The following is a 13,015-nucleotide window of genomic DNA, read 5'->3' on the forward strand; positions in this document are numbered from 1 at the left end:
CCTTCGGTGTTGTATGGTTAAGCCTCACGGGCAATTAGTATTGGTTAGCTCAACGCCTCGCAGCGCTTACACACCCAACCTATCAACGTTCTAGTCTCGAACAACCCTTTAGGACACTTAAAGTGCCAGGGAAGACTCATCTCAGGGCTCGCTTCGCGCTTAGATGCTTTCAGCGCTTATCAATTCCGAACTTAGCTACCGGGCAATGCCATTGGCATGACAACCCGAACACCAGCGGTTCGTCCACTCCGGTCCTCTCGTACTAGGAGCAGCCCCCTTCAATCTTCCAACGCCCACGGCAGATAGGGACCGAACTGTCTCACGACGTTCTAAACCCAGCTCGCGTACCACTTTAAATGGCGAACAGCCATACCCTTGGGACCGACTTCAGCCCCAGGATGTGATGAGCCGACATCGAGGTGCCAAACACCGCCGTCGATATGAACTCTTGGGCGGTATCAGCCTGTTATCCCCGGAGTACCTTTTATCCGTTGAGCGATGGCCCTTCCATTCAGAACCACCGGATCACTATGACCTACTTTCGTACCTGCTCGAACCGTCATTCTCGCAGTTAAGCGGGCTTATGCCATTGCACTAACCTCACGATGTCCAACCGTGATTAGCCCACCTTCGTGCTCCTCCGTTACTCTTTGGGAGGAGACCGCCCCAGTCAAACTACCCACCAGGCACTGTCCGCAACCCCGATGAGGGGCCTACGTTAGAACATCAAAACGACAAGGGTGGTATTTCAAGGTCGACTCCACGCAATCTAGCGACTGCGCTTCTAAGTCTCCCACCTATCCTACACATGTAGGTTCAATGTTCAGTGCCAAGCTGTAGTAAAGGTTCACGGGGTCTTTCCGTCTAGCCGCGGGTACACTGCATCTTCACAGCGATTTCAATTTCACTGAGTCTCGGGTGGAGACAGCGTGGCCATCATTACGCCATTCGTGCAGGTCGGAACTTACCCGACAAGGAATTTCGCTACCTTAGGACCGTTATAGTTACGGCCGCCGTTTACCGGGGCTTCGATCAAGAGCTTCGACCTAAGTCTAACCCCATCAATTAACCTTCCGGCACCGGGCAGGCGTCACACCGTATACGTCATCTTGCGATTTTGCACAGTGCTGTGTTTTTAATAAACAGTTGCAGCCACCTGGTATCTGCGACTCTCGTCAGCTCCATCCGCGAGGGACTTCACCAATAAGAGCGTACCTTCTCCCGAAGTTACGGTACCATTTTGCCTAGTTCCTTCACCCGAGTTCTCTCAAGCGCCTTGGTATTCTCTACCCGACCACCTGTGTCGGTTTGGGGTACGATTGCTTATAATCTGAAGCTTAGAGGCTTTTCCTGGAAGCAGGGCATCAATGACTTCACTGCCGTAGCAGCTCGACGTCGTGTCTCAGCCTAACAAGAAACCGGATTTACCTAGTCTCTTAGCCTACGCACTTGAACCAGGACAACCGTCGCCTGGCCCACCTAGCCTTCTCCGTCCCCCCATCGCAATTATAAGCAGTACGGGAATATTAACCCGTTTCCCATCGACTACGCTTTTCAGCCTCGCCTTAGGGGTCGACTTACCCTGCCCCGATTAACGTTGGACAGGAACCCTTGGTCTTCCGGCGGGGAGGTTTTTCACCCCCCTTATCGTTACTCATGTCAGCATTCGCACTTCTGATACCTCCAGCATGCTTTACAACACACCTTCAACGGCTTACAGAACGCTCCCCTACCCAATACAGTAAACTGTATTGCCGCAGCTTCGGTTTACTACTTAGCCCCGTTACATCTTCCGCGCAGGCCGACTCGACCAGTGAGCTATTACGCTTTCTTTAAATGATGGCTGCTTCTAAGCCAACATCCTGGCTGTCTGAGCCTTCCCACATCGTTTCCCACTTAGTAGTAATTTGGGACCTTAGCTGGCGGTCTGGGTTGTTTCCCTCTCCACGACGGACGTTAGCACCCGCCGTGTGTCTCCCGGATAGTACTTACTGGTATTCGGAGTTTGCAAAGGGTTGGTAAGTCGGGATGACCCCCTAGCCTTAACAGTGCTCTACCCCCAGTAGTATTCGTCCGAGGCGCTACCTAAATAGCTTTCGGGGAGAACCAGCTATCTCCGAGTTTGATTGGCCTTTCACCCCTAGCCACAAGTCATCCGCTAATTTTTCAACATTAGTCGGTTCGGTCCTCCAGTTGATGTTACTCAACCTTCAACCTGCCCATGGCTAGATCACCCGGTTTCGGGTCTATATCCAGAGACTGAAGCGCCCAGTTAAGACTCGGTTTCCCTACGGCTCCCCTATTCGGTTAACCTTGCCACTGAATATAAGTCGCTGACCCATTATACAAAAGGTACGCAGTCACACCACGAAGGTGCTCCTACTGCTTGTACGTACACGGTTTCAGGTTCTATTTCACTCCCCTCACAGGGGTTCTTTTCGCCTTTCCCTCACGGTACTGGTTCACTATCGGTCAGTCAGTAGTATTTAGCCTTGGAGGATGGTCCCCCCATGTTCAGACAGGATAACACGTGTCCCGCCTTACTCGATTTCACTTATAATGATGGAACAGTTACGGGGCTATCACCCTTTATTGCGCCACTTTCCAGAGGCTTCACCTGCATCATTAAAAGCTTAAGGGCTAGTCCAATTTCGCTCGCCGCTACTTTCGGAATCTCTGTTGATTTCTTCTCCTCGGGGTACTTAGATGTTTCAGTTCCCCCGGTTTGCCTCCTTACCCTATGTATTCAGGTAAGGATACGTGCTTATGCACGTGGGTTTCCCCATTCGGAAATCGTAGACTCAAGTGGCTGTTACTGCCTAATCTACGCTTATCGCAAGTTACTACGTCCTTCATCGCCTCTGACTGCCAAGGCATCCACCGTGTACGCTTAGTCACTTAACCATACAACCCGAAGAAGTTTCGTGTTGTAGACAAGTCACCAAGGTTGTCTCTCATTATTTGAATGAGCGAGAGACGTTTGATTTTGCCGGACTCAATTTTGAAAACTTACCGAAGTAAGCTTTCCCAAGAACACTTGAATGTGTTTGGTATCAATACGTTAAACGCATTGATGTTGAGAACTTTTATTTGATAACAACAAACACGTTCGTTGTTATCAGTCAGCTTTCCAAATTGTTAAAGAGCACGATTTTCTAATGAAAACCATTTTTAAAAACACTATTACTAGTGCGCTTAAAGATGGTGGAGCTATGCGGGATCGAACCGCAGACCTCTTGCATGCCATGCAAGCGCTCTCCCAGCTGAGCTATAGCCCCTTAATCTCTCTTAAACTGTATAAACCATCAATCTGTGTGGACACTCATCGGTGTAATCATCGTATAAGGAGGTGATCCAGCGCCAGGTTCCCCTAGCGCTACCTTGTTACGACTTCACCCCAGTCATGAACCACAAAGTGGTGAGCGTCCTCCCCGAAAGGTTAAACTACCCACTTCTTTTGCAGCCCACTCCCATGGTGTGACGGGCGGTGTGTACAAGGCCCGGGAACGTATTCACCGTAGCATTCTGATCTACGATTACTAGCGATTCCGACTTCATGGAGTCGAGTTGCAGACTCCAATCCGGACTACGACGCACTTTTTGGGATTCGCTCACTATCGCTAGCTTGCTGCCCTCTGTATGCGCCATTGTAGCACGTGTGTAGCCCTACTCGTAAGGGCCATGATGACTTGACGTCGTCCCCACCTTCCTCCGGTTTATCACCGGCAGTCTCCCTGGAGTTCCCGACATTACTCGCTGGCAAACAAGGATAAGGGTTGCGCTCGTTGCGGGACTTAACCCAACATTTCACAACACGAGCTGACGACAGCCATGCAGCACCTGTCTTACAGTTCCCGAAGGCACTCCCGCGTCTCCGCAGGATCCTGTAGATGTCAAGAGTAGGTAAGGTTCTTCGCGTTGCATCGAATTAAACCACATGCTCCACCGCTTGTGCGGGCCCCCGTCAATTCATTTGAGTTTTAATCTTGCGACCGTACTCCCCAGGCGGTCTACTTAACGCGTTAGCTCCGAAAGCCACGGCTCAAGGCCACAACCTCCAAGTAGACATCGTTTACGGCGTGGACTACCAGGGTATCTAATCCTGTTTGCTCCCCACGCTTTCGCATCTGAGTGTCAGTATCTGTCCAGGGGGCCGCCTTCGCCACCGGTATTCCTTCAGATCTCTACGCATTTCACCGCTACACCTGAAATTCTACCCCCCTCTACAGTACTCTAGTGAACCAGTTTCAAATGCGGTTCCGAGGTTGAGCCCCGGGCTTTCACATCTGACTTAATCCACCACCTGCATGCGCTTTACGCCCAGTAATTCCGATTAACGCTCGCACCCTCCGTATTACCGCGGCTGCTGGCACGGAGTTAGCCGGTGCTTCTTCTGTCGCTAACGTCAAATGATGCTGCTATTAACAACACCACCTTCCTCACGACTGAAAGTACTTTACAACCCGAAGGCCTTCTTCATACACGCGGCATGGCTGCATCAGGCTTGCGCCCATTGTGCAATATTCCCCACTGCTGCCTCCCGTAGGAGTCTGGACCGTGTCTCAGTTCCAGTGTGGCTGATCATCCTCTCAGACCAGCTAGGGATCGTCGCCTTGGTGAGCCATTACCTCACCAACTAGCTAATCCCACCTAGGCATATCCTGACGCGAGAGGCCCGAAGGTCCCCCTCTTTGGCCCGTAGGCATCATGCGGTATTAGCCATCGTTTCCAATGGTTATCCCCCACATCAGGGCAATTTCCTAGGCATTACTCACCCGTCCGCCGCTCGCCACCTAAGGAACAAGTTCCTCTGTGCTGCCGCTCTACTTGCATGTGTTAGGCCTGCCGCCAGCGTTCAATCTGAGCCATGATCAAACTCTTCAATTAAAGTTTTGTTGGTCCTAAGACCGGCTCAATGAATACTGACTTCAAAACTGCTCTTACTCGAAAGTAAAACGTAATTTTAAAGCTATTGTTGTTCCAACAGAACAACAATGAATTGACTGTGCCAAAATCAAGTAAACTTGATTCTGATTGGTCACTCAGTTCATTGATAAATCTTTTTTGATTATCATCAACGAGTGCCCACACAGATTGATAGGTTTATATTGTTAAAGAGCTTGCTTGGATGCTTATCTAAAAGCATTCAAAGCGGACGAACATTCTAGCGATATAACCTTAAGTGTCAAACACTTTATCGATTATTTCTTTTAAACAAGTGTTCATCTATTATCAGCAGAAGTAACTAGCACTGCCCTGACAACGAGGCGCATTATAGGTAGTTTAGAGAAGGACACAAGTCTTAAAATGAAACTTTCTCATAAAAACGAACTGACAGCTCACAAAAGAACCAATGAGAGTGATTTTCAAACAAAAAGGGCCATTTCTGGCCCTTTTGAATGTAAATGTTTAGTCTTGATGAGCAATAATTTGGTCATTGCTAACAACTAGCTTAACTTTTTTATCCGGTAGGATTCTTCCTGCCAAGATTTCTTTCGCTAATGGATTTTCAACGCTTTGTTGAATAGCGCGTTTCAATGGTCTTGCTCCGTAAACAGGATCAAACCCAACTTGAGAAATCAGCTCTAACGCTTTTTCAGATACCTCAAGCTGATAACCTTTCTCTTCCATTCGTTTACCAAGACGGGCTAATTGAATAGAAGCGATCGATTTAATTTGTTCTTGCGCCAACGGATGGAATACTACACTTTCATCCACTCGGTTTAAGAACTCTGGTCTAAAATGTTTACCTACAATCTCCATTACCTCTTTTTTAATGCCTTCATAATCCAAGCTTGCGAATTTTTCTTGAATTTGCGAAGACCCTAAGTTTGAGGTCATAATTACCACTGTATTACGAAAATCAACTGTGCGTCCTTGTCCATCAGTTAAGCGCCCATCATCTAATACCTGTAGTAGGATATTAAAGACATCAGGGTGTGCTTTCTCAACTTCATCCAACAAGATAACCGAGTACGGTTTACGACGAATAGCCTCGGTCAAGTAGCCACCCTCTTCGTAGCCCACATAACCTGGAGGCGCGCCGACTAATCGCGCTACTGAGTGTTTTTCCATAAACTCAGACATGTCGATTCGCACCATGGCATCTTCACTATCAAACATAAAGTTTGCGAGTGTTTTACACAATTCAGTTTTACCCACACCAGTTGGCCCTAAGAATAAGAAGGAACCAATCGGTCTATTTGGATCAGATAACCCAGCTCGGCTACGGCGAATCGCATTTGATACCACTTCGACGGCTTCAACTTGTCCGATAACTCGTTGATGCAGCGCATCCTCCATTTGCAGCAGTTTTTCTTTCTCAGCTTCCAGCATTTTAGAAACTGGAATACCAGTTTGCTTTGAAAGCACTTCCGCAATTTCTACATCAGTTACTTTGTTGCGCAGTAAAGTCATCTCTTGCATTTCAGCTTGAGTTGCAAGGTCGAGCTGCTTTTCAAGTTCAGGAATTCGGCCATATTGAAGTTCTGACATGCGGTTCAAGTCACCAGCTCTACGTGCGAAATCCATATCCATACGCGCTTGCTCTAATTCGGACTTAATATGCTGAGTACCCGAAAGAGCTGCTTTTTCCGCATTCCAAACTTCTTCCAGCTCGGCAAACTCACGCTCTTTCACTTTTAATTCTTCGTTTAACACCTGTAAGCGTTTTTCACTCGCTTCATCGTGTTCATTCGTTAGCGCTTGTTGCTCAATTTTCAGCTGAATAATTTTGCGCTCAAGCTTATCTAAAGATTCTGGCTTTGAATCTATTTGCATTCGAATACTTGAAGCGGCTTCATCGATCAAGTCAATCGCTTTATCGGGCAACTGGCGATCAGAAATATAACGGTGCGATAAGCTCGCAGCAGCAACAATAGCGGGATCAGTGATCTCCACATGGTGATGGAGCTCATAACGCTCTTTCAAACCACGCAAAATAGCTACTGTGTCTTCTACGCTAGGTTCATCAACCAGTACCTTTTGGAAACGTCGCTCAAGTGCCGGATCTTTCTCTATATATTGACGATACTCGTCTAAAGTGGTCGCACCGACGCAGTGTAGATCTCCTCGAGCCAGAGCGGGCTTAAGCATATTCCCCGCATCCATTGCGCCTTCGCCTCGACCTGCACCGACCATAGTGTGCAACTCATCAATAAAGAGGATGACATTACCCTCTTCTTTCGCTAGCTCGTTAAGCACCGATTTTAAGCGTTCTTCAAATTCACCACGATACTTAGCCCCTGCGACCAAAGACCCCATGTCTAATGACAATACTCGACGACCACGTAGACCTTCTGGTACTTCATTATTAATAATGCGCTGCGCTAACCCTTCCACAATCGCCGTTTTACCTACACCGGGCTCACCAATAATCACGGGGTTGTTTTTGGTCCGGCGTTGCAATACTTGAATGGTGCGACGAATTTCATCATCACGCCCGATGACAGGATCAAGTTTGCCTTGTTCCGCTCGTTCAGTTAGATCTATTGTGAATTTCTCAAGCGCTTGTCTTAGCTCTTCTGCATTTGGATCATTCACTTTCTGACCTCCACGCACTTTTTCTATTGCTTCAGAAACTTTTTTCTCGGTAAGCCCTATTTCTTTGAGTAATTGACCAAGCGCGCCCTTATCTTCTAGTGCGGCTAGCAAAAATACTTCCGAAGAAATGTAGGAATCTTGCCGTTTTTGCGCGAGTTTATCGCACAAATTGAACATAGTACCCATGGCGCTAGAAAGCTGAACATCACCACCGATACCGCTAACTTTTGGCAAACGGTCTAATATCTCACTGAGCTTCGATCTCAATTGCATAACGTCCACACTTAACATAGTAAGAAGTGGACGAATTGGACTGCCATTTTGATCGAGCAATGCCACCATCAAATGAACAGGCTCGATATATTGATGATCACGGCCTAATGCCAATGATTGAGCATCAGAAATGGCAATTTGAAATTTGCTTGTAAATCGATCAAGACGCATACCAACTTTCCTCACCTTAATTGAGAAACTAATCTTACGTAGCTAAAGATGGCTACGCACTAGTGCTTTTTCAAGGAGCAAGTTAAGGAAGATTGATCTTGCGTAAGTTACTCTTCGATCCAAATAAATGAAGCTTGGCGACCTGTGATTCCGTCGCGTCGATAGGAATAAAACTGATGAGAATTATGGAAGGTACAAAGGCCGCTATCTGATATTTCTGAAACACCGCATTGATGCAACCTTAACGTGGCTAACTGTGCAATATTTGCTAGCCATTTTCCATTCTCTTGAAGAGAAAATGCGACCTTTGCTTTGGTATTTTGATCAACAAAGGCATGGTATACATCATCACCGACTTCAAATGCCGTAGGACCGATAGCAGGACCGAGCCAAGCAAGGATATCACTAGAAAATTTGGCGAGCGTATTTTCGAGTATCCCATTAGCTAAACCGCGCCAACCAGCATGAACTGCAGCCACTTCGCTGCCTTGGTGATTAGTGAGTAGAACAGGTAAGCAATCAGCGGTCATTACAGAACAAACCACATTATGCTGATGGGTAAAAACACCATCGGCACTCAGAATCTGCTGAGTAGGTTGAGTAACCTCTAGCACTTGTGTTGAATGCGTTTGTTCAAGCCAAATAGGTTCAGAGGGCATCGCCGCTTGCTGCGTTAGCCATTGGCGATTTTTTTCAACGGATAAAGGATCATCTCCAACATGCATGCCTAAATTCAGCCCTTGATAAGGAGCTAACGAAAAGCCACCGACTCTAGTCGAGGAGAAAGCTTTTACATGTTTAGGTGCATTCCAGTTAGGGATGATCTTCTGCATTAGAACTCGTCTTTTTTATTCAACTTAGTATCTACGCGTAAAGCTTCCGCCATAATGATCATATCGTCAGGTACTGGCGCATGAAATTCTAGCATTTCACCAGTCACAGGATGCTCAAGTCGAAGCATAACGGCATGCAAAGCCTGACGATCAAAACCACGGATCATATCGGTCAGCTCTTGCGTTGCCCCTTTCGGAATCCTAGCGCGGCCACCATAGGCGGTATCCCCAAGCAAAGGATGCTGTAAATATGACATATGCACACGAATTTGGTGAGTACGGCCCGTTTCTAAACGCAACCGAAGCCGAGTATGTTCACGGAAATGCTCGGCCACACGATAGTGAGTTACCGCTGGTTTACCCATCGGGCTTACCGCCATCAATGTACGTTTTGTTGAGTGGCGGCCAATCGGCTTATCGATCATCCCACCAGCAGTCATAGTACCGATCACAATCGCTTCATATTCACGCGTAATCTTACGCTTTTGCAACGCTCGAACTAAGTGTGTTTGTGCAGGAACCGTTTTAGCGACCACCATTAGACCAGTCGTATCTTTATCCAAACGATGCACAATCCCCGCACGAGGTACTTCTGCAATAGCTGGATAGTGGAACAACAGTGCATTTAACACTGTGCCATCTGGAGTACCCGCGCCTGGATGAACGACAAAATCTCGTGGTTTGTTGATGACCATAATATCGTCATCTTCATACACGATATTTAAAGGTATATCTTGCGCTTCCCAACGCTCTTCATCTTCAAGCTCGGCTTGGACCGTAATGATTTCTCCCCCCATGACTTTCGTTCTTGGTTTAGTGATCACCTCACCATTGACCTGAACTTTGCCTTCTAAAAGCCACTCTTTTAGACGTGAACGAGAGAAATCTGCGAATAATTCAGCGACAGCTTGGTCTAAACGTTGACCTAACTGGCTATCTTTTACTGTATTTGTTAATTCAATCTGCTGAGCCATATCGAACTTTTTTAAAAACCGTGAGACTAATAGCGTCTAGTATGGATAAAATATGGCGTCATTGTATCTGTTACTGCTAAGAAAGTAACGAAACGATTTGTAAAGCGATTACGCACTCAATTAAGAAGCATTAATTCAAGGAAACGACTCCTGTCATGAAACACCACACTTTATCAGGCTTACTCGCATTATCACTGTTATTTGGCTGTTCAAGCAGCGAAGAGATTGTCCCTGATGTGCCGCCTTCTGAATTATACTCAGAAGCACAAACCTCACTGCAAAGTGGTAACTGGTTAACGGCCATTCAAAAACTTGAGGCGTTAGATTCACGTTATCCCTTCGGCGCGTATTCAGAACAAGTTCAACTTGACCTTATTTACGCTTACTACAAAAACGATGATCTTGCGTTAGGTTTAGCGACCATTGAACGCTTTACCCGTTTGAATCCAACCCATGAAAAAATGGATTGGGTACTCTACATGCGTGGTTTGACGCATATGGCGCAAGATCGCAACTTCATGCATGACCTATTTAATGTCGATCGCGCAGATCGTGATCCAGAACCGGTAAAAGCTGCGTTTGCTGATTTTAAGAAACTGCTGCAACGCTACCCAACAAGCCCTTATGCAGAAGATGCTCATAAACGCTTATTCGCGTTAAAAAATAGACTGGCTGAATATGACCTTGCCACAGCTGATTTTTACTTACGCCGTGAATCTTGGATTGCGGCTATCAACCGTGCTCAGGAGCTACAAAAAACGTATCCAGACACTGAAGCGGCTCGCAAATCATTACACATTCAGTTGGAAGCGTATAAACAGCTCAAACTGAACGATGCCATTGCCAGAACTCAAAAGTTAATTGCACTCAATCCACAATAGTTTGCAATAAGCTTAGGTACGCCATGAAAACCACTCACGCTTTGAGTGGTTTTTTTATTTGGAGTCGATGGGAATAATAACACGCCAGCAAAAGACGGCAGACGGCTGGAAAATGAGTGGAGTGGTGCAGGGAAAACTGAAATAAAAAGGGAGGTGTTCAAAACATCGTTAGAATAAAAATCACAAAAAACACTTGAATAAGAAATGAGCAGCGCTCTTTCTTAGGCCGCAAAAACACCCTAAAAATGGGAAATTCTTAGCTTGATCTTTTAACCAATCTATCCAGATTGATAGGAATCACAAGCTTTTTCTTTACTCTTTGTCAGCACTCTTTGCGTGAGATCACGTTTAAACTCGCCCTTTGAAATCACATTCAATAAAGTGATCTATATCACATTACTTTAGTGTTAAATCAGTAATCTGAAGTTAACCCATGAGGGATGCAACAGAGGAAAACATCTATGAAAGTAACTATCACTGGTAAAAATATCGACATCACCTCTGCAATCCGCACTCACATTGAGAGCAAATTTAAAAAACTAGAAAAATGGCAAGTGGATATCATAGGATGCCAAGCTAACTTTAGTGAAGAGCCCAATAAACAAAAAAGATTCGAAGCTATTATCACGGTACCCAAAGGACAATTAGTCGCTTCTGCAACCCACGAAGATCTTTACGCAGCTATCAATGAGGTAGAACAAAAATTAGAACGCCAACTCAACAAACTGCGCCATAAACCGGAAGCTCGTCGTACCGACAAACCGGAAGTAGAAGAAGAAGTTGAATAAAATTTAATATGATGAAAAATAGCGCTTTCAAGCGCTATTTTTTTGCTTGACGCTCTACGGTTGCTTGCTTATTGTGTCTTTACATTCAAAGAGAAATCACCTTCTTATGCACTTAACCTCACTGTTCTTTTTTGACTTCTTTTTTCTCCAATAACCTTGGAGGCATGGTCGTTGACAGAAGATAAGTCAAAAACGAACAGGAAGCCTCCCACTGGGAGGCTTTTTTACAAGGACATTTTTATGACTGAAAAGCACTATTCACTTGAAGAGATCCGCTTGCGACTGAACGAGCTTGATGATCAACTGCTAAACCTACTGGCAGAACGTCGAAAGTTCAGCATTGAAGTCGCTAAAAGCAAAGTGGAAACCGCAAAACCAGTGAGAGATGCAATACGTGAACAGCAACTTTTAGTCAAATTGATTAATACTGGTAAAGAAAAATACAATTTAGATGCTCAGTACATTACTAAACTATTTCATACCATCATTGAAGACTCCGTCTTGCTACAGCAAGCATACTTGCAGAATCTAGCCAATCCGCAACTAAGCCGTAAACCGCTGGCAAGGGTTGCTTTTTTAGGTGCTAAAGGTTCTTACTCCCATCTTGCAACCCGTGAGTACTTCAGTCGTAAAAATACAGAGTTGATCGAACTCAATTGCGATCAGTTTAAAGAAGTCACTAAAACAGTTGAATCAGGTCATGCTGACTATGGGGTATTGCCGATTGAAAATACCAGTTCAGGTTCAATTAACGAGGTGTATGATTTGCTACAACATACTACCTTGTACATTGTCGGTGAGCTCACTTTACCGATTGAGCACTGCTTGGTCGCCACCTCTGAATTACGTTTGGAAGAGCTCAAAATTCTTTATTCACACCCGCAGCCCCACCAGCAGTGCAGCGAATTTTTAAGCCGCCTAAAAGGCGTTACACTTGAAACCTGTGCGAGCACCGCTGATGCGATGCAAAAAGTACAGCAGCTTAATCGCAACGATGTTGCCGCAATTGGCAATGCCTCCAGCGGTAAACTGTACGGCTTACAATCGATCAAATCTAATATCGCCAATCAAACAGAAAACCAGACTCGCTTTATTGTTGTTGCGCGAAAACCCGTAGAAGTCTCTACTCAAATTCCAGCGAAGACGACATTAATCATGTCGACATCACAACAAGCTGGTTCACTTGTTGAAAGCTTGTTAGTGCTGCAACGCTACGGCATCAATATGACCAAATTGGAATCGAGACCTATTATGGGTAATCCTTGGGAAGAAATGTTCTATGTTGATCTTGAATCACATCTTGATTCCATTGAAATGCAGCAAGCATTGAATGAGCTAACAAAAATCACTAAGCATTTAAAAGTATTAGGTTGCTACCCAAGCGAAAATGTTAAACCGACCCAAGTAAAACTTCAATAATCACATTTAAGTCAAATATTTGACAGAAGTCAGCTGACAGACATCAACATAGTTCATATAATGCCCAATCATTTCACACATAATTAATTACTATGTTTTGGGCTGTCAGCCTACTTTGAATTCACGGAATATAT

6 protein-coding genes, 1 tRNA gene, 2 rRNA genes and 1 other annotated feature are annotated in these 13,015 nt (G+C 45.6%); of the genes, 3 read left to right on the forward strand and 6 right to left on the reverse strand.

What is annotated here, in order from left to right:
* Positions 1–13: 13 nt before the first annotated feature.
* The 6 genes from N5E84_RS09615 to rluD form a co-directional block, all read right to left on the reverse strand.
* Positions 14–2,904 (reverse strand): 23S ribosomal RNA (locus N5E84_RS09615).
* A gap of 298 nt (positions 2,905–3,202) precedes the next feature.
* A tRNA-Ala gene (locus N5E84_RS09620) sits at positions 3,203–3,278 on the reverse strand.
* Between the two features lie 64 nt (positions 3,279–3,342).
* Positions 3,343–4,887: ribosomal RNA gene (locus tag N5E84_RS09625) — 16S ribosomal RNA — on the reverse strand.
* The 16S and 23S rRNA genes sit together here with 1 tRNA gene alongside, the layout of an rRNA operon.
* Positions 4,888–5,409: 522 nt before the next feature.
* Positions 5,410–7,986 carry an ATP-dependent chaperone ClpB gene (clpB, locus tag N5E84_RS09630; RefSeq protein ID WP_026027339.1) on the reverse strand — a complete coding sequence of 859 codons (2,577 nt, stop codon included), beginning with the start codon at positions 7,984–7,986 and terminating at the stop codon, positions 5,410–5,412.
* Between the two features lie 107 nt (positions 7,987–8,093).
* Positions 8,094–8,819 (reverse strand): peptidoglycan editing factor PgeF, encoded by a 726-nt coding sequence (gene pgeF / locus N5E84_RS09635; protein ID WP_029388326.1) that lies wholly within the window; start codon positions 8,817–8,819, stop codon positions 8,094–8,096.
* The gene (rluD, locus tag N5E84_RS09640; protein WP_013857530.1) at positions 8,819–9,793 is read right to left on the reverse strand and encodes a 23S rRNA pseudouridine(1911/1915/1917) synthase RluD; all 975 of its coding nucleotides are present in this window, start codon (positions 9,791–9,793) and stop codon (positions 8,819–8,821) included. The genes pgeF and rluD overlap by 1 nt, the downstream gene beginning before the upstream one ends.
* A 155-nt stretch (positions 9,794–9,948) precedes the next feature.
* Between rluD and bamD the strand changes: the two genes are divergently transcribed.
* The 3 genes from bamD to pheA all read left to right on the forward strand — a co-directional run bounded on the left by bamD (position 9,949) and on the right by pheA (position 12,881).
* The gene (bamD, locus tag N5E84_RS09645) at positions 9,949–10,674 is read left to right on the forward strand and encodes an outer membrane protein assembly factor BamD (RefSeq protein ID WP_013857531.1); all 726 of its coding nucleotides are present in this window, start codon (positions 9,949–9,951) and stop codon (positions 10,672–10,674) included.
* 461 nt (positions 10,675–11,135) lie between these two features.
* Positions 11,136–11,462 (forward strand): ribosome hibernation-promoting factor, HPF/YfiA family, encoded by a 327-nt coding sequence (hpf, locus tag N5E84_RS09650; protein WP_029388327.1) that lies wholly within the window; start codon positions 11,136–11,138, stop codon positions 11,460–11,462.
* Between the two features lie 108 nt (positions 11,463–11,570).
* Positions 11,571–11,690: a sequence feature (Phe leader region), on the forward strand.
* 12 nt (positions 11,691–11,702) lie between these two features.
* Complete coding sequence (gene pheA, locus N5E84_RS09655; RefSeq protein ID WP_026028348.1) at positions 11,703–12,881, forward strand: prephenate dehydratase; 1,179 nt, start codon at positions 11,703–11,705, stop codon at positions 12,879–12,881.
* Positions 12,882–13,015 lie beyond the last annotated feature (134 nt).

It is taken from the genome of Vibrio sp. J502 (genome assembly GCF_025397955.1).
Taxonomy (GTDB): Bacteria; Pseudomonadota; Gammaproteobacteria; order Enterobacterales; family Vibrionaceae; genus Vibrio; species Vibrio anguillarum.